The following is an 18,599-nucleotide window of genomic DNA, read 5'->3' on the forward strand; positions in this document are numbered from 1 at the left end:
GATATAATCCATTGGAGGTGATTCTGTAAGTGGCAAGTATCGTTATCGATGATTCCGAAAACCTTGAAAAAGCGATTAAGCGTTTTAAGCGCCAAGTTGAAAAAGAGGGAATTATCCGCGAGTGGAAAAAGCGCGAATACTATGAAAAGCCGTCTACTATTTTAAATAGAAAGAAGAAAGCTCTTCAGCGCAAATTAATGAAAAAAAACCGCAAGTCATATGATTCAAAATCATACTAATTTTTAACAATCATCAACAAAGCCGGTTTATCGATTCTAATTTTTATTTATAATGAATTGATAATCGGCTTTGTAATCTTTCTACAAAAAAGCCATCCATATATTTTCAAACACAGTCGGATGTGTTTGCTTGTTGTGATTGTTTTAATCCATAAAATCGCCTATACTATTCTCAACCATCCTCCAAGCTTGTAAAAGGACTTTATTATGGAATATTCAATAGAAAAGTTTGAAACCGGCTACCTTATGGTTAACACATGGGTGTTCCCGTTGAGCGAAAAGAGTGTTGCCGTCATCGATCCCGGCGGATTGAGTCCCGAATTATCCCAGTATTTAGATAAACTTCATCCTACTCACCTTGAAATTATGTTGACACACGGACACTTTGACCATGTCGGCGGTTTGCCTGCCTTAGTAAGAAAATATCCCGATTACCGCTTGTGGATTCACGAAAAAGATGCCGCATATCTTGGCACGACCGGTACGGAAACCCATTTTAAAAGCTTTGCTCCGCTCCATGTTCAAAAACTGATTGAACCGTTGGAAAAGCATCCGCTCCCCGACCCGACAGATTTTTATAAAGAGGGCGATAATGTAAACGGCTTTACCGTGCTGTACACCCCCGGGCATACGCAAGGCTCTATTTGCTTGTGGAGCAAAGAAGCCGGTATTCTTTTCAGCGGTGACACTCTTTTTTACGGTTCCCGCGGCAGAACCGACCTACTCGGCGGTAATGAGATGCAGATATGCCAATCACTCAAGCGGCTTTTTACTGAATTACCCGGAAGCACGCAGGTGTATCCGGGACACGGCTCCAATACGACAATCGAATTTGAAAAGAAATATCAAGGGGCGTACATATAAACGCGCTCCCGTTTCTATATTCGGCCGTCAACAACTTTCAGAATCTGTGCAGCCTTCTCAGTTTTGAGAAATGCTCGTAAGTCGGCAGACTTTTGAGCGCGTTGTTTAACGATTTTCATAATTGCTGCGAGGTCATTGATATAGCCTTGGTTGTTAAAGGCTGAAATTTGTTGCAGCATTTCATATTTCTTTTCGGCAAGTTCGATGAGCATACTCTCCAGCTGGGCTTGCGTCGGCTGACGAAAAGCCTCGTAAATAAGTGCCGTGATCGCCCCATACTGCTTTGCCAAATAATAATCGCCTTCGAATCGGCTGTTACGGGTGTTATGCGCCGGAACCGTATTTTTTGCATTGGTTAATAAAATAATGATAAGATGTTCGACGGGATCGATAATGGTAAGTGTTCCCGTCCAGCCGGTATGCCCGAAGGTTCCGGCAGAGGCAAGGGGAGAAAAAGCCCAAGTATATTCCTGCGCTCCCTGCCGCCGCCACCCGAACCCGATGCTTGAAACAAGCGCCTGTTGCGCCGTAAAATATCCTGCAACGGACGGATCAAAAAAACGCTTGACACCATATCCGCCCTTATTCAGCATTACTTGAGCAAGTACTGCAATACTTTCCGCATTTGCAAACAGCCCTGCATGCCCGCTAATCTCTTCCATCGCCGTATATGCTTCCGAATCGTGAACAGTTCCATGAATGAGTTCCGTTGTCTGCGCGCCATCAATAGCAGCTTGAGTGCGCGGTTTTGCACGGATTTCCGTTGCAGCAATCTCATCGAGTGTAAAACCCTGCCGGAGTGGTGTAAAGCAAATCCTATCCAAACCAAGCGGGCGATAAAAATTGTCGGCAACATATTCCGCAACGCCTATTCCTGTTACCTTTTCGATAATATAGGTGAGCAGCATATAATTGATATCGGAATAGAGCACCGTTTGCCGCGGCAGATACACCAACGGAGTTTCCATAATCAAGTCAAAGGTATGTTCGCGGTAGCTTTTTTCTGAAACATTTTTAAGTTTCTTAATTTTCTGCGAATACGCCCTTCCGACGGGAAGCCCCGATTGATGAGTAAGAAGATCAAAGATTGTAATATCGGCTTTGCCTTTTATTTTACTTTTCTTAGCATCAACAAATTGCGGAAAAAAATGGTGAACGGTATCGGTGAGCGCAAGGCGTCGTTCGGAAATCAGTTTTTGAATGGCAAAATTAACCGCATACATCTTTGTATTGCTTGCAAGGTCAAATAAAGTCTTTTCCGTTACAGGAATCACTTCGTCAAGCGTATTGCCTGCGCTATCAACCCTGCTGATGGCGCCGTAAGCGCTGTTCTTAATCATCTTGCCATCTTTAATAATGACAAGCTGAGCGCCGGGAAACCCCGCTTCCGTTTCAGCAGTCAGGAGTTGATCAACTATTTCGAGCGTTTCGGCTGAATACGGTGCATCTTTCTGTTGTTTTTTTAAAGCCTCCTGCGAATTGGAAAGCGGCAAAATAACAGGGTAGGGTATCTTTACCTGTAATGAAGGTTGTTCTTGTGCCATACCGTTTCCGGCAGGAGTAAGCGCCGCAATATAGAGCATATTTCTACCATTTTGAATATATGGTGATGCATCAAAGCACATCGGTTTACCCGTACAGATGGATTGTGTCGGAACTTTTTGATTATTGATGTACAAATCGAAAGAAGCAAGCCCCTGTGCCCAAAAATAAATATAAGCCTGCCCTTTATACGCGGTAAACGCAAGATAGTTATTCGGTAAAATAGAATCGTCGTATTCCTTCATCGGAATCGGAAACGTCTGTTCCGCTTGCATTTGTGTATCTGCAGAAAATACTGCTTCAATCATTCCGGCATCATCGGTAGGCAATACGCTGTCGTGTTTACGGGCAGAGGCAGAAGCGCATCCCAAAAGGCTCAACAGAAAATATGAAATAACAACCGATACAGCAAACGGCCAAAGGAACAATCTAAGGGAAAATCGGGAAGGCTTCATATCCGGCATCCTTTAACCGGAGCCCCATATCTCCGGCAGCGTTCTCTTTAACAAGTACGGCAAAATAAACAGTGCCGCTGGGACGCATTTCTTCTTTTATAATGGGAGTAAAATGTTTTTTTTGCAAATCAGTGGCAAGCGCTTCCGCATATTTTTTTGTCTTATAAAATCCAAGCTGATAATAGGAAGGCTTCGCCTGTGTTTCGGAGCCCGCTGCTGTTTTTGAGGATTGAGCAGGAGTGGCCTCTGCTTTTGATGCAGCGCTCGATTGCAGTGAAGTTTTCGTCGCTTCCGATGGCGTACCCGTTTTAGAGACTGTGCTTGTTTTAGAAGCGGTGCTTCCGGCGGCCGGTTTTTGCGCAAGTCCGCTCCTTGGCATTAAGTACCAAAAAGTTGACGGCTGTACGGTAACGGTTCCATTCACCGCCGCCGCTTCCATACCGGCAGGGTACTCTTTCAGCAGCCGCTGCTTTGCATCCTCATCACCATTGACCCACCAGAGTGTAAACAGCAATGCAGGATGATATTCCGAAAAAGCCTTTTTCTTAGTATAGGCGGTAATGAGGGGTACAGCTCGATCAACCCGGTCTTCGGCGAGCAGTCTCCACGTATCATACACGGCGGCTCTCCGGTAATATGGATCTTCATCGCTCACCGGTAGCGCGGCGGCGATTTCACTTAACAGGCTTCGGGCAGAATCCATACTGCCGCCGCAAAGCAACACACGAACCGCATCCAATAAAAGCGCAGTTTTTTTATCGGTAGTATCGAACCCCGCCGCCTGCCGGTAACAGTCCGCCGCATTGGAATAATTCCCGTTATGTTGTTCATACTCTGCCAACAGCGTCAGCGCTTGAACTTTTGCCTGAGCATTCGGGAGTGTCGCCAAATTCTTTTCAAAAAATTGCCGGACAGCCGCATCTGTCTTTTGTGCAAAGGCTTTTTGCGCCAAAGTTTGCACGGCGGGCTGCAACGCCGGTTCCGAAGATTCCGCAAAGGCTCCGGCAGCGGCATTTATCATCATTGCTCCGACGATAATGATAAAAAAAAGATATGGTTTTCTAAATCCTAAACAGCAGCTACGCATCCTGCTTTGCCGTCCCGTTCTCTTCGGAATGTTTCTTTTTCCCGAACCAACGGCGTTTTTCAGGTTTTAATTCAACTTTTTCAACATCATGGTACAAAGCCGCTTGCTTTTCAGCCTTTTTCATTTTATGACGGCTGCTGATAAGAAAGGGCAAAACCGCAATATTCCCAAGCAAAAATGCAAACAGCATACTTAAAAAAATCGGCACATCTTTAAATACGTAAAAAATGACGGAAATATCGCAACGGTTCGATAGATTAAAGCCCATAAACAGCACAAGCATCAGCATTACAATAATAAAATACACTAACTTTCCCGGCATTATATCCTCCCATGGAATTCCTTATACGACAGGGACAGCCCTAAACGTTTTCCCTTTTACGGATTGTAATTGAACTTTCATAAAATGTCCAATATGTTTCGGATCACACTTTTCCGCAAGCACAGTCATCTCCCCCTGTTCGGTATGTCCGAACAATTCATCGGGATTATTTCTCGACTGCGATTCAACCAACATCATAACGGTTGAACCAACCCGTTGCTGCATTTTAAGATCGGTAATATGTTGCTGTAAATCGATAACCTGTTGCAGCCGGTTAATCCGCTCGACATCGGGAATCCGGTCGGGAAAATCGTACGCTTTGGTTCCTTCACGCGGGTTATAATGATACATAAAAGCCGAATCAAACTGCACCGTCCTCATCAAGTTGAGCGTTTTTTCAAACTCTGCCTGTGTTTCTCCCGGAAACCCGATTAAAATATCGGTTGTCAGTACAATATCCGGTATCCGTTTACGGAGCTTTTCAACAATAGTAAGGTATTGCTCAACAGTATAGCAGCGATTCATTCGCGCAAGAATTTCGTTGGAGCCGTTTTGTACCGGCAAATGGAGCGATTTACATATCCGCGGATCCGCCGCCATCACCTCAATCAGCTCATCCGATAAATCTTTCGGATGACTTGAGATAAAGCGTATCCATTTAATAACGTCCTGTTCGGCACACGTCGCTGAAACGGCACGAAGCAAAGACGGAAAACTCACCGCTGCTCCCGTGGCAGGGTCAACTCCGTGATACGAATTGACGTTCTGCCCCAACAGCGTAATTTCCCGAACATTCTTTCCGCTTAAAAACCGAATCTCATCCAAAATGCTTTCAACCGGACGGGAAATTTCCCTCCCACGGATATACGGCACAATGCAGTACGTACAAAAATTATTACAGCCGTTCATAATCGGGACAAAGCTTTGAAAAGCCCCTTCGGTATACGAACATTTGGAAAAATGATAGCGCTGTTCATTGCTGGACTGCGGACTAAGCGCCGTCAGCTCAGCGATACCTTCCTTCGTGCCTGCCCAAAGCGTTTCCCTTTCAACTGCATCGAAGATTGCTGTAAATTGATCCCGTTCAAACATCCCGACGACATAATCAAGCAGCGGGAATTTTTCCTTTATCTGATCATGCAGCCGCTGTGCCATACAGCCCATTAAGACAATCGTAAAATTCCGCTTCTTTTTCATCGCGGAAAAAAGACCGAGCCGCCCGAATACGCGGGTTTCGGCGGTTATCCGTACTGAACAGGTATTCACAATCAGCAAATTGCAGTGCTGTATATCTTCGGCAGCCTCCCAGCCGCGTTCCCGCAAGAGCTGTTCCAATGCCGCAGACTCGGCAAAGTTCATTTGACATCCATACGTTTCAATAAAGTATTTCAAAATATGTATTCCTAAAATTATCTATAAAATAAATAAGGCAGCTCTCAACACTGAGTTTTTTAGCGATGCCTAATATAAAAAGTTTTCCACCTTACCGACGATTTAAAAAGCGATGCAATTTTAATGCAAGATTATCATATTTCCAACGGAGGACGCTCCCTTTTTCAAGGGTTTTGTTTGCAATAAGCGGAAATTCGGCAAGTACCAGCGGTTTCCCCTCATCTTCCGCAAAGAATTGCACCTTTCCGATTTTTTCTCCTGCTGCAATGGGAGCGGCGAGCGCACCGGGCACGAGTATACGCGAATGAATTTCAGCGATATTCTCTGCTGTACCGTTTAATTCAGTACCGGAAAGAGGAACGGTAAAAGCTCCGCCATTTCCGCACGGATCATCCGGCAGCGGCAACAGCGCCGTTCTGTTCGCCTGTTCTTTTGCCCCGACAACGGGAATAGCCGGAATATCCAATGGAAAATTCTGTGCATATCTTGTGGAAAAGTGAGAAAACGCCCATTCCATCAATATTGAGCAGTTCTCTTCCCGTAGTGCCTTCCCTTCCGCCATATTTTTACCGGCGCCGCCTAAAATAACCGCAATGAACCGGATACCGTTCCGCTGTGCGGTAAGCGCAATATTAAAACCGGACTCATAAATAAATCCCGTCTTAATGCCGTCGCATCCGTCCAGTTTACCCAATAGCGTATTCGTCGCCGGCTGGCGGATAATTGTTTGCGCTTTAAGCATATTATGCGGCTGCGGATAGCTGAATTCCCGCAGCGAGTGAAACTGTGCAAGGTGGTCAGGGTATTTCCGCACATACACTGCACAAAAACGGGCAAAATCACGGGCAGTTGTGCGGTTATATTCACTCAAGCCGTTTGCATCCTCAAAGTGCGTATTTTGTAAACCGAGCGCTGCGACGGCTTCATTCATCTGCCGAACAAAGGCCTCCACAGAACCGGCGGTATGCATTGCAAGCGCCACCGCCGCGTCATTACCGGAAACGACCGCAATACCCCTCATCAGCTCCTCAACGGTTACCCGCTGATTTTTTCCCAAAAACATTAGCGATGACCCCGATGGAATATTTACCGCCCACGATTCTGCAGGCGGCATGATAGTATCGGTCAAGCTGATTTCTCCCCGCTCAACAGCCTGCATCACCGTGTACATCGCAACCAATTTTGTTAATGAAGCAGGAGGAATACTTTGATCGGGATTTTTTTCGAATAAAAGAGCTCCACTCGCAGCGTCCATCACAACAGCGGAACGAGCGCTTATTGCAGCCGGTTGCGGAATACCTTGCGTACAAGGTGCAGGATGTAATAAAGGAGGTGTATAAAAAGATCTGCGAGCTTCGTTTCCAAGGGAATCGCGAGCAGCGGTTATATCTGCGCCGAAAGCCGCGTCCTGTCGAGCTTGTTCTTCCGGCAGGATAGTCAGTAATTGCGTACCGCGAACATACAGCGCAATGCCCGAAGCGACAATCCAACCGGCCGCTACGGCAACGGCTATGAGAATATAAAAAACCGATTCTATGGGATTTTGTATTAGTCATGTACAATTATTATAGAAGCTGCAATCTTTCAACAGCGCAGCGTTAATTTAATAGACCGGCAGGGTTAAGCGTTGCTCCGTTCCGATAGACGGTAAAATGAAGGTGCGGGCCGGTGCTCATTCCGGTATTTCCGACCGTTCCAATCTTTGAAGACACGGAAACAAAGCTGCCTTTGGAAGTAAGAATTGTATTAAGGTGTCCGTATAAAGTTTGATATCCTGAATGATGGCGGATCATAATGTAATTTCCATACACGGTACTGTATCCGGTCGCAATAACCTGCCCGTTTAATGCCGCATAAACAGCGGTTCCTTTAGGAGCTGCCATATCCATACCGTTATGAAAGCTTCGCTGACCGCTGAGGAATGGATTATCCCGCCAGCCGTAACGAGAAGTGATATAATAACTGCTATGCAACGGCCTTCGGAAAAGATCACCGTTGATTTCCTGCAAGGTAGCCCAATCAAGTTTGGCATCGGGCAAAAAGATAATAGAGGCCGTTTCTATCGTGTTATCGGTAAGCGTATTTATTGTTGCAAGTTTTTCCAAGGAAATTTTATATTTGTCGGCAATAGATTCAGGCGTATCGCCTTTTTTTACCGTATAGGAAATACCATCAATAGATGGTATCTTTAATATTTGACCGATTTGAAGTGTCCGCGTATTTTTGAGTTTATTAAGGCTGATAATCGCATCCTGACTTACCCCGTATTCGGCAGCGATGGTGCCGACTATATCACCTTGTTTAACCGAATATGCCCGATAATACAAGGACTGAGGAGCAGGAGACACCTCATGTTCTTCCGGTAATTCAGCAGGCAGAGAGGTGCCGCCGCCTACACCATGGTCAAAAGCGTCATTTTTGCCGCTATCGGACAACCATAAAACGAGGAATACGGAAGCGAAACATATAATACCAAAAATAAAAATACGCGTTACTTTCATTTTAATAATCACTTAGGCCTATTTGTATAATTATACCACGTATTGGGAAAAAATCAAGCGAGCTTTTGCAAATAGGCAGGGCATCTACTGCGTTACTGCACAAAAATTAATCCTCAACGTATCAAAGATACGCCTGCGGTTAATTTTTGCTCGCGCCTTGTATCTGCCTCGCCTATTTGCAAAAGCGCTGGATATGCAGAACTGCCACGTACGGCGTAACAATGAGGTCAATTTTTGGACTTGCCACGGATACTCTTCCTATATGATACAAGGTAGTCGATAAACGAGCAAACCGACAATAAGGCAGCGACCCAGTAAATACTTTTGTTGATAATAATCATCGTATCGGTAACGGATTTTTCCGCAAGCGAAAATACAATCAGCAGTTCAATCAGCAGCGTAAAACCTTCAGCAAGAATATAGCATACCGTTTTAGTCTTGCCACCTTTTTTCGCACCGATGGTAATACCATTCCCTCGTGCAAGCATCCGTAAAAATAAAATATTTAACTCACGATATAAAATAATGATAAAAACAGGCAGCGGCACATAACCTGACAGCATAAACGCCAACAACACCGTCAGATTTGCAAATACATCCGCAAAGGGGTCGAATAACTTACCGAAATCGCTCACTTGCTTCAACTTACGAGCGTAGTATCCATCTAAAAAATCGGTAAACTCCATGTAAATAAACAGCGGTATAAGAATAAGCATTACTGTTTGTTCCGATATTCCTACATAACGCGGAAGATAATAGATACAAATAAAAAGAGGAGCTGCGACCATTCTCGTTGCAGTAAAAAAATTTGCGATGTTCATAGTTTAAGTATCCAACATTAATTTGGTTTTATCAACTTGTATTCTTCTTATACCAAGTTTTTCTATTATTGATTATCGGCAGCAATACTGAAAAAAAAAGCCGCTCGATACCAAGTAATACCTTTGATATCGGGCGGCTCTTTTCGTAATTTTTTACGCTTACTTTGCCGGTTTTTCAGCTGCAGGGGGTAGGATTTCCAATAATTCAACTTCAAAAACTAACGTTGAATTAGGCGGAATAACCTGCGAAACACCGCGTTCTCCATAAGCAATTTTAGAGGGGATATAAAGCTTATATTTTGAACCGACTTTCATCAGCTGTAAACCTTCCGTCCAACCCGGAATAACGGCATTTAACGGAAATTCAACGGGATTCCCACGGTCGTAGGAGCTGTCGAAAACCGTACCGTCAAGTAATGTTCCTTTATAATGTACTTTTACCGTGTCGGTTGGCAAAGGTAAGGGGCCGGTTCCTTCGGTAATAACTTCGTATTGCAGGCCGCTTTCGGTTGTCTTTACACCGTCATTTTTTGCATTTTTTTCAAGAAATTCTGTTTCTTTTGCCAAGTTTTCCGCTGCCTCTTTTTTATGAGCAGCTTCGCTTGCCCGCTGTAATACCTTCTGTGCAGCAGCAACATCTACTTCTTTGTTCTTTTCGACATCCTTTAAACCTTTCACCAATTCACCGTAATCGACAGCCAGTTTAAAGTCTTTAAGCGATGTTCCCATCATAACACCAAACGCATACCCGACTTCTTTTTTCGTCGGAGGAGGAAGCTCTTTTCCTTCCTCTGTTTTGGTTTCTTCCGCGTTAGTGCCTGCTGCCGGAGCAGCAGTCTCGGCTGCCGATTGCTTTTTACAGCTTACTGTAAAAGAAAACACAAGAAGTGCCGCAGCAATAATCGATAGAATCTTTTTGTTCATTTTTCACATCCATAAATAATAAAATTAGGTTTTATGACGATACTAACAATGACTAAAAAAGTCAATGTTTTATGGTAGAAATGGAGAAAAAATGCGGATACTTATTGTTTGTATTATATATGCTATCGCAGTCACGGTTCTCGGTTCAATTGCCGTCAAAACCTTTTTAAATATAAAAGCGAAAAATGACCCGCTGCAGCGGCAGTACTTTTTTACCGCACTTATCTTCTTATTTCTCCTCATCATTTCTTTTATTGCAATCCTTTTAAAGCTGAAAGGCGATATACTTATCGGCAACGGCTCAGGTTCAGACATCTTTATAGGGTATTCCGATAAAACCGGCTATGGTCTTATTGGTTTTATCATCTTAATTATCCTTGGAATAGCAGCAATCGTCTTATTTGATCGGTTCTTCCTCAAACGGAGATCAAAAACCGAGCAAGAATACCGCACACGTCGAAAATTAGCCATCGCTATCGTCATAATTCTGATAGGAACGGTCGCAGCGCTGAAATTGATTTGGTAACAAGCACGGTTTTATTCGTACGGAGGATTTTATACCGCCGTTTTTCTACCGCCACGGATGGCGGTGGCTCCATACAGTAGCGATGTTTTGGTATATCCACAACATCGCAATCAAAACTATACACGGATGTATGGTTTTGACAAAGGCTCCGCGCCGAGGATGTTGATTGAAATTTTATCTATGAAACTTGAACGGATTCTTGAAATCATTATCTACTTATTAAATCATGAAAAAGTCTCTGCAAAATACTTAGCCGAGTATTTTAATGTATCGGTGAGGACTATTCAGCGTGATATGGCGAGTATCGCTGAAGCCGGTATACCGGTGTATACATTAGGCGGAAGGTACGGCGGTTATGCCGTTTTAGAACATTATAAAATAAAGAACCTCACTATCAAAAACAGCGAACAGCAAATCATTGTCAATGCATTGGAAAGCCTTGCAACGTCATACACAAACGAGAGCTTAAACTCTTTAATCAAAAAATACAATGCAATTATCGAAAAAGGAGACGGGCAAAAAGTCTTTTGGGATTTTAGTGTTACAAAAGAAAATAAAAAAGTACAAGATTTCAATCTGCTGTTGGAAAAAGCTATAAGCGATAAAAAATATATCGTATTCGATTATCGTAATTCAGAAGGAAAAAGTTCGCATATTTGTGCGGAACCGCTTGCCATTCATTACAAATGGTATGCGTGGTATTTGTTTACATACCTTAAAGAAACAAAAGAGTATCGAACTTTTAAAGTTGCACGGATTCAAACGCTTGCCATCTCAAAAGAAACTGCCGCTGCAAATCACGGTGATATACAGCAGAGGATGAGAGAAGCCGAACTTGCGTATTACAAGACCTGCATTGATATAGAAATCGTTTTTTCCGAAGCGGAAATTCCCCTCATCGAAGAGTATTTTCCCGACTCCGTTATCGAAACGCTGCCGTCTCAAAAATATAAAACCCATATCCGTGTTCCTGCAAAAGAACGGTTGTGGAAGGCCTTACTCCTCAGCTTCGGGAATGCGGTTACCGTCGTATCTCCAAAAGATTATCAGGCGGAACTTGTAAAAACAGCAAAAGGTTTTTTAGCTAATTACGATAATACTCAATTTTGCTTATGAAATGAATAAACACGCTAACGTGCTCGGAGGTGCTTTATGTTATATATTATTTTACTATTAATGTTCCTTTCATTCGCCGGCGGCGGTATTATAATTAGAGAATTAAAAGCATACGACTTAATAGCGGGGTACAATACTATGCCGGATGAAGAAAAGGCACAATATGATATTGAATCGGTCGCAAATCAGTTAGGTATACTATTATATTTTTTTGCGTTATTAGCTGCGATTGTAATGATATTGTTTTATTTTGCTCACCTTTCTTTACCAATGAAAGAGCTAATAATGTTTTGCTATGTAGCAATTATTTTGTTTATACTAGGTATAGCTATGTTGGTATTTAATAAAAAAAAAATATTCGTAAAATTCTTCCGGTTTTCATTATTTACAATGTTGTTATGATAGCATCATTAATACCGGCTTTCTTGAAGCTGGTAAAAAACTTTTGTAAAAAAATGTAATTTTTTTATCCAATTACGACAGATAGCGGTTCCTTTTTTTATTCCATCGCTCCGACAAGATAAAGATATTGAATTGGCAGCCCATATATTTCAGCTTCTTCAATATTTTCAACCTTGGGAAAATAGGTGTAGGTACGCCCGTCGATAAGTTCAATAATAATCATAAAGTCAGGCTCGCTATCGGGTACATTAGGATTTAAGCTGTAGGTTGCCTTTTTTATATCTTCCAGCCTATTCGGTGCAATGTAGCCAATGTTTTCAGTTTGGCCTGCAATAAGTTTACAAATGAATTGTTCAGCCCGTCCTTGGAACATATCCATACATTGGAATACGATATATTCAGGTTTAATATACTGCAAACAAGAAGCCGCATCATGGGCTTTAAGAGCTTTTACAAAACCGCTCAATAATATACTGTAAACATCTGATTCATCATCGGTTTCTTTTAGCACATAGTCGCTAATGCGGACAAATTTTTCATTTTTCCACTTAAAAATCATACAATCAAGTTGGTTTATCATTACCGCAAGCGAAGTGTTGTCCCGCAGCGGATAAAAACGTATCAAATCATTCATACCTTGAAATGCAGGGCTTTTTTTGATCTGTTCTTTTACGGTTTTTATGTCGAAATCGTTCGTTTCGGAAATTTTGCCTTTATTGTAAAGATAAAAGACTCCAGAGCCGGCACCGTCGTAACTTACCAAAATAAGTTTTTTACCGCCTTTTACATCCCAATAGCACATTTCAAAACCGTACTTGCTTTTAAGGCTCAAATACCGGTTTTTCTCATCGCAGACCTCAATGTACGAATCTCTGTTTGCCGTATCCAAGTTAAAATTATCAAAAACAGGCTTTAATGCTTTTTCAGGTAAGAGTTTAAAGAGCGTTTTGATCGTTACAGGTTCCTCTGCAAAAAGAGCGGAAGCTCCTGCAGTTAAAACGGCAAGAGTGAAAATAATCGATACAATTTTTCTATTCATATTGTGTTAACTCCATATTGCAAGCCTGATTACTCGGCTTTTTTGTAACGGGTCGTAACAAATGTCAATAGACCGTTTTCGATAACACATTTTTCCCAATTAGGTTTTTGGCCTTGACCGTCAAAAAAATCAACCGTTCCGATTTGTACCCATAACTCACCGTTCCTGTCTTCCCAAGGCTGAGGTTTACCAAGCATCATCATACCATGACGGAGCGTGATTACCCCCGCTTCGACGGCTTTATCAATTTTTTCTTGAGGTACATTATCAGGAATCGACATAAGCATATAAATCATACCGTCTTTACAAATTTCCAACACAGAGTTTATCCTAGTCTTTCTCTCGCGTCGTTCTTCTTCGACTGCAGCTGTATTATTTTTATCGATGAAATCAGGCAACGTGTTTAGATACTCCTCGGCATTAAGGAACGTAGTTCTGCCGCTTTCATCCATACTCATAATTGAATGAAATACCCATTTTCCTACATAGGACATAGAATTCTCCTTATTTTTTTCTGCAAAAAGCAGAGAATTAAAGCCCGTAAAAAGTGCAATACTTAGCATAATCAATGTGATGTTCTTTTTCATATTAAACATAGTTTTTCTCCGTAATATCTTATGTTTATTATAAAACTTTAATAACTAACCATCAAACCCCTTGAAATACAAGGATATTTGCAAGAGAACAGATTGAATTTACTACCAATTTACTACTTTTGAGGAAAGAACCTTGATGTGCTGTAAAAACTCTTACAGATAGAAACATTTTACCACAGATAGCACAAAGCAGGTTGTGGGGATCAAAATTAAATAGGAAATCTTAAAAGCGGTGATCTTTCGCTTCTCTAAAGGAAGCATAGAAACACCGCTTTTTTCATGCCCATGTTACGAAGTAGAAGTAAATAAGAGCTTGAAATACAAGGCTTTCATAGGGCGATTTTGAGAAAGTAAGGGTAATATACCTTTTCTTTCAAAATTGCCCTTTTACTGCATAACAAAATTGCACTGCCATAAAAACAAGTATGGCGTTTTTCAGTCAAGACATCACAACTACTGTTTATTATTTGATAGTTCGATTTCAATTTCACCACTTTTAACAGCCAATTCAATTTCAGTACGTATCGGTTCATAGATTGGTATGTCCTGATTGATAGCCTCAAAACTAATGGCTAACGAATACTTTGCTTTAAACAACCCTCCCCAACCTTTATGACCACGAACTGCAATGCAAAAGGCATCACTCAATTGATGAGATTTGACTATGCACCAATCCTTTTGGAGAGTACCATTTTTTCGTGAATATCCATACGCTATACCCCGATTAGTTGCCTCTCCTAGTACCCAATTAAAATCACCATCATCATCAATTATGGATCCTGTTTCAAAAATACGACGAGCAAATGTATCTGCATTCTCTCCAATCCGACTACAGCACCAATCTAACCATGTTGACAGATACCCTTTTACATAGCGCCGAGTACGGCGAGGGTTCGCTGCATAAGAAAGAGTAACTTCAACTAAAATATCATAATCCTCACCAATATTAGATAACTCTTCTGGGATAGGAACTTGAAAAATATGAGCCTCATCATCACCAAGTTCCATTTGAAAGGGTGTTACTAAGGTTATTCGATACTCGTTATTATGTGTAGCACGTTCAATATCTGGAATACCATATCCTATATGGCGTAGCGTAGAAACACACTCTTCCTTACTTATATTATTAACATTCTTGGTCCATCGGGCAGATTGAGCTATTAACGCTCTATATAGTAGTGCCGGTGATTCTGGCAAGACCTTTTCAATCTGTGATGCGATGTAAGTAACTTTTGGTGTTGAAAAAGATGTACCCACCTGATCATGTGCAAAAGCAGGCCCTTCCGGAGATTTACGAATTAGTTCCGGACATACCTCATAAGGAGTTGTAAATTGAGGTGGAAAACTTTCTTTAATGTATACATGTGTTCCGCCATATTCGACTACTTCAGGTTTTAATACATCCCATATACCTGGTCCCGAGCGTGAGAATGAAGAAATCTCCATTTGCTTTCCCAAGGCAACAAAATCATCCGTCTCCATTTCAGTCGCTGACACAGAGCCAACAGTGATTGCCTGTAGACTCTGCGCTGGATTTGAAATTCTACACAACTCTCTATCAAGATATTCTGGATAGGGATATCCCGCTTGCCAATAAGCTGATATTATATCTGTAGAAATATTCCCAGATGCTTGTATGAACAGGACGTCATTATTGTAAGACTGACTATCAATTTCAGCAGCCCAAGAAGTCATATGCTTCATTTCGCAAGAATTACGGCTCCCAATAGAATGATTAAATATTTTGGTTGGCGGTGCACCCTCAATACTATATTTTTGGACTGCAATAGCTACTGTCTTGGGTGGATATATATCCTCTGGTAGACAATTGTTTTTATCAAGAATTCGCATGTTTCGAATCCAACAAGGAAGTTGATAAACTCCATCTGTAGGAACTGTCTTTGGGTACAAGATTGCTCCAGTCACTCGTGTTCCATGTCCCCCTCCAGCAACTTCGTCACTTGTTTCCATATTATCTGGGAGCAAACTGATAGATTCACCACTAATAATTGCTGATTTTAAATACTTATGTTCTTCTTGAACTCCACTATCCATTACACAAACAATGGGAGCAGATTGGATAGGAGCTTCAATTTGTACGTTTTCAGTAAGAATATCGTTATTTTCGGGAGCTTCTCCCATAACTATTGTTTCCGCTTCAGATACTTCAAATATATACGCAAAATTCAACACTAAGTCAAGCAAACATTTACCGGATATTTTTAAACGTGCTGAAAAACTATCAGGTAAATCAGTCATTACTGATGTGCCATCGGCGAGTTGCATAATTTCACCACTATAGTCATCAATAAAATTTTCTATTGCTTCCTCTCGTTTCATCTTGATTTCGTCCCAAGTCATATAGGCAGCATTAAATTTTTCCGTCCACCGTTGCTCACGAATATAATAGTGTTCGTCGGTTTCACCATCTTTACGTTCGGGACGTTTTGGTAATTCGATGTTTCCGCAACAGCTTACACCAATATCGATTATATATACTCCATCTTGTGAAATAGTTGCCCATTTTTCATAGAGTTCTTTCGACAAAATCCGTTTAAGCCTATCATCGTCTTCGCAGAGTGCATAGACTCTTGCTGGCGAATTGCACCTTGCGGTTATATTGGTAATAAAAGCATCAGCTTTTTCATTTAAAACCGAAAGGTCAATATCTTCCGTAGCAACTATAATAAAGCCTTCCTCAATTTCGCAGACAATTTCAAATCCTAGTCCGCGTAGGAAATCAATATCAGCAGAAGGATCTATTTCTAACAGGATGGGAATGCCCGTTTCTATTCTGGGTAAGGTGTTTTCTAAGCGTTCTGCACGTCGCTCTTTCCAAAAGCGGGACAATTCAGCAGAGCGACGTTTTACATATCCACCATGATCAATTCGATTAATAATATTCTTCTTCGTCTGGGTAGATGTTGTGCCGCCGCCATGCAATTTAGGTTTCCCTTGAAATAAAAGCGGAAGAGGCAAATGTGTAAAATCTTTATTTTCTGCCATAGTAGTACCTCCTTATATATCAAAATTTAGAGCTTTCTTTCAATGCTTTTACAACATGTTCCTTACATACTTTTTTGCACCCTGCTAAAATAGCAATTTTTGCAGCACGTTGTGCAATTAGTACAATATTGGCGGCAGAGTATTCTTCTAGTTGGTTTGATATTTGATCCATATCAATATCTGGAGAAACGGGTATTGCAGATAATGTCATTTCCAATAGACGCTTGCGTTCTGATTTTCCCGGCATCGGTATTTCAATAACATCATCAAATCTACGGAAAAGTGCCTCATCAAGCGATATCTTCAAATTGGTAGTAGCTAAAACCAGTCCTGGCGCATCATATTCGTCTAGCAAAGTAAGTAGCATGTTAACAATTCTAGGGACTTCCCCAACATCCTGTGTCGTAACACGAGATTTAGCAATAAAATCACACTCGTCAAGAAGTAACACTACAGGTTCGGTTTTGCAATAGTCAAATACCATTCGAAGATTTGACGCTGACTCTCCAAAATAGGAAGAAAGCAAAGAATCAAAACGAACTTTCAACAATGGTAACCCGAGATTCCATGCAATTCGTTCAGCACTTAAAGTTTTCCCACATCCTGGAGAACCATAGAGAAGTATTTTTCTTTTAGGTAAAAGATTGAACTTTTTTAACCTTTCACGTGCAACATACTCTTGCTCAATTGAAAGAAGTCGCTCTTCAACTTCATTTGGTAAGATCATGTGATGCTTTAATTGTCCTCTCGGAATATAAGACATCAATTGTGAAGCTGTACGTTTGCTCTTTGGCAAAGTGGATAATCCATTTTCACTTTTTCTGCTCTCAAACAGAGTATATTTGGGCTTTTCTTCAATTGAAATTTTTTCTAATGAATTTGCAAGAATATTATGACCAAGTTTACGTTCCTCTTGAATGATTATCATAGCAATTTTCTTTAATGATGGTATATCTTCGGAAAAAATTGCTCGAAATAATCTTTTATATAATTCCGCTTTCATATAATTAATCCTCCCTTATAGAATAATTGTTCTTCTAATATTGTATAAAAGCATCAATTACCTATAACTTTATACTTTTGTTGTCCAGAGGAAGTTTTTTCGATTGGTTCTAAACAAGTTCTGGATGTGTGAACATAATTTAAAAATAAAGTCCCCAATAACAACCTGTCGCTTCTAGATATCCGGTTCCACTCATAACCTTTAAATAAATCTCGTACAAGAAAGATTTCATTAGTATTTAGATACTTTGTTTCTTCTATAGCTTGAGCTAACAAATCGTTTGCATTTAACATTTACATCCTCCACATTATAAATAATCTTATAAACAATGTTGTATATAGTATAATACGGAAATATAGAAAAATCAATGAATTTATATGTGAGGTGCTTTAGGATGAAATACACCACATTTATAAGTCTTAAATCTTATGTTTCTAATGTTATTAGAGGGTTTGGGACACTTCCCAAGGGTATACCCCAGCAGGCTTTGGCCTGCGAGGGTACAAGTAAAATCTCTGATGCCGGAACTGCGGAAAATAGAGATTTTTTACGGAAAGGGTACCCCTTTCCTATGCTTGCTATTCCACTTATTCCTTAATCTCTACAACAATGGAAAGTTGCTTTTTGCCAAAAATTCAAAAATCCAAATTTCTTGAAAAAACTTCAAAAGGTAGGTATGGAGAAATAAAATTTCATAGAGAGTTGGGATGATAATCAAACTTGATTTTCGTGCAAAGATTTTTATGATGATAGTTTTCATTGAT

18 protein-coding genes are annotated in these 18,599 nt (G+C 41.1%); 5 read left to right on the forward strand and 13 right to left on the reverse strand.

Going from position 1 to position 18,599, the window contains the following annotated elements:
- The first annotated feature begins 29 nt into the window (after nt 1-29).
- Both rpsU and GWP43_RS13915 read left to right on the forward strand, forming a co-directional pair.
- Nucleotides 30-239 (forward strand): 30S ribosomal protein S21, encoded by a 210-nt coding sequence (gene rpsU / locus GWP43_RS13910; RefSeq protein WP_006188264.1) that lies wholly within the window; start codon nt 30-32, stop codon nt 237-239.
- A gap of 207 nt (nt 240-446) precedes the next feature.
- Nucleotides 447-1,103, forward strand: a complete 657-nt coding sequence (locus GWP43_RS13915; RefSeq protein ID WP_162664656.1) for an MBL fold metallo-hydrolase — start codon at nt 447-449, stop codon at nt 1,101-1,103.
- Nucleotides 1,104-1,117: 14 nt separating this feature from the next.
- Here GWP43_RS13915 and pbp4b read toward each other — a convergent pair whose 3' ends face one another.
- The 8 genes from pbp4b to GWP43_RS13955 form a co-directional block, all read right to left on the reverse strand.
- The gene (gene pbp4b, locus GWP43_RS13920) at nt 1,118-3,100 is read right to left on the reverse strand and encodes a penicillin binding protein PBP4B (protein ID WP_162664657.1); all 1,983 of its coding nucleotides are present in this window, start codon (nt 3,098-3,100) and stop codon (nt 1,118-1,120) included.
- Nucleotides 3,075-4,124, reverse strand: coding sequence for a hypothetical protein (locus GWP43_RS13925; protein WP_230977743.1), 1,050 nt, complete (start codon nt 4,122-4,124; stop codon nt 3,075-3,077). The genes pbp4b and GWP43_RS13925 overlap by 26 nt, the downstream gene beginning before the upstream one ends.
- A 55-nt stretch (nt 4,125-4,179) precedes the next feature.
- A complete protein-coding gene (locus tag GWP43_RS13930) occupies nt 4,180-4,509 on the reverse strand; it encodes a hypothetical protein (protein WP_162664659.1) in 330 nt (109 codons plus the stop codon).
- 21 nt (nt 4,510-4,530) lie between these two features.
- Nucleotides 4,531-5,901 carry a tRNA (N6-isopentenyl adenosine(37)-C2)-methylthiotransferase MiaB gene (gene miaB, locus GWP43_RS13935; RefSeq protein WP_162664660.1) on the reverse strand — a complete coding sequence of 457 codons (1,371 nt, stop codon included), beginning with the start codon at nt 5,899-5,901 and terminating at the stop codon, nt 4,531-4,533.
- 91 nt (nt 5,902-5,992) lie between these two features.
- Complete coding sequence (locus tag GWP43_RS13940; RefSeq protein WP_230977744.1) at nt 5,993-7,156, reverse strand: D-alanyl-D-alanine carboxypeptidase family protein; 1,164 nt, start codon at nt 7,154-7,156, stop codon at nt 5,993-5,995.
- Nucleotides 7,157-7,499: 343 nt separating this feature from the next.
- Nucleotides 7,500-8,402 carry a M23 family metallopeptidase gene (locus tag GWP43_RS13945; protein WP_162664661.1) on the reverse strand — a complete coding sequence of 301 codons (903 nt, stop codon included), beginning with the start codon at nt 8,400-8,402 and terminating at the stop codon, nt 7,500-7,502.
- 227 nt (nt 8,403-8,629) lie between these two features.
- Complete coding sequence (pgsA, locus tag GWP43_RS13950; protein ID WP_203232420.1) at nt 8,630-9,223, reverse strand: CDP-diacylglycerol--glycerol-3-phosphate 3-phosphatidyltransferase; 594 nt, start codon at nt 9,221-9,223, stop codon at nt 8,630-8,632.
- Nucleotides 9,224-9,382: 159 nt separating this feature from the next.
- A complete protein-coding gene (locus tag GWP43_RS13955; protein WP_162664662.1) occupies nt 9,383-10,147 on the reverse strand; it encodes a BamJ family beta-barrel-assembly machinery protein in 765 nt (254 codons plus the stop codon).
- A 91-nt stretch (nt 10,148-10,238) separates the two neighbouring features.
- Between GWP43_RS13955 and GWP43_RS13960 the strand changes: the two genes are divergently transcribed.
- From GWP43_RS13960 to GWP43_RS13970, 3 genes are all read left to right on the forward strand, one after another.
- Complete coding sequence (locus tag GWP43_RS13960; protein ID WP_162664663.1) at nt 10,239-10,673, forward strand: hypothetical protein; 435 nt, start codon at nt 10,239-10,241, stop codon at nt 10,671-10,673.
- Between the two features lie 180 nt (nt 10,674-10,853).
- The gene (locus GWP43_RS13965; RefSeq protein WP_162664664.1) at nt 10,854-11,789 is read left to right on the forward strand and encodes a helix-turn-helix transcriptional regulator; all 936 of its coding nucleotides are present in this window, start codon (nt 10,854-10,856) and stop codon (nt 11,787-11,789) included.
- A 36-nt stretch (nt 11,790-11,825) separates the two neighbouring features.
- Nucleotides 11,826-12,191, forward strand: a complete 366-nt coding sequence (locus tag GWP43_RS13970; protein WP_230977745.1) for a DUF3784 domain-containing protein — start codon at nt 11,826-11,828, stop codon at nt 12,189-12,191.
- Nucleotides 12,192-12,288: 97 nt separating this feature from the next.
- Here GWP43_RS13970 and GWP43_RS13975 read toward each other — a convergent pair whose 3' ends face one another.
- From GWP43_RS13975 to GWP43_RS13995, 5 genes are all read right to left on the reverse strand, one after another.
- Nucleotides 12,289-13,230: a hypothetical protein gene (locus GWP43_RS13975; RefSeq protein ID WP_162664665.1), complete on the reverse strand. Its 942-nt coding sequence runs from the start codon at nt 13,228-13,230 to the stop codon at nt 12,289-12,291.
- A 29-nt stretch (nt 13,231-13,259) separates the two neighbouring features.
- Nucleotides 13,260-13,826 carry a hypothetical protein gene (locus tag GWP43_RS13980; RefSeq protein ID WP_162664666.1) on the reverse strand — a complete coding sequence of 189 codons (567 nt, stop codon included), beginning with the start codon at nt 13,824-13,826 and terminating at the stop codon, nt 13,260-13,262.
- A gap of 453 nt (nt 13,827-14,279) precedes the next feature.
- A complete protein-coding gene (locus tag GWP43_RS13985; RefSeq protein ID WP_162664667.1) occupies nt 14,280-16,832 on the reverse strand; it encodes a S8 family peptidase in 2,553 nt (850 codons plus the stop codon).
- Between the two features lie 19 nt (nt 16,833-16,851).
- On the reverse strand, nt 16,852-17,835 hold the full coding sequence (locus GWP43_RS13990; protein ID WP_203232421.1) for an AAA family ATPase: 984 nt from the start codon (nt 17,833-17,835) through the stop codon (nt 16,852-16,854).
- Nucleotides 17,836-17,888: 53 nt separating this feature from the next.
- Nucleotides 17,889-18,128, reverse strand: a complete 240-nt coding sequence (locus GWP43_RS13995) for a single-stranded DNA-binding protein (protein ID WP_162664668.1) — start codon at nt 18,126-18,128, stop codon at nt 17,889-17,891.
- Nucleotides 18,129-18,599: the final 471 nt, after the last annotated feature.

This window comes from Treponema vincentii (assembly GCF_010365865.1).
In the GTDB taxonomy this organism is placed as follows: Bacteria; Spirochaetota; Spirochaetia; order Treponematales; family Treponemataceae; genus Treponema.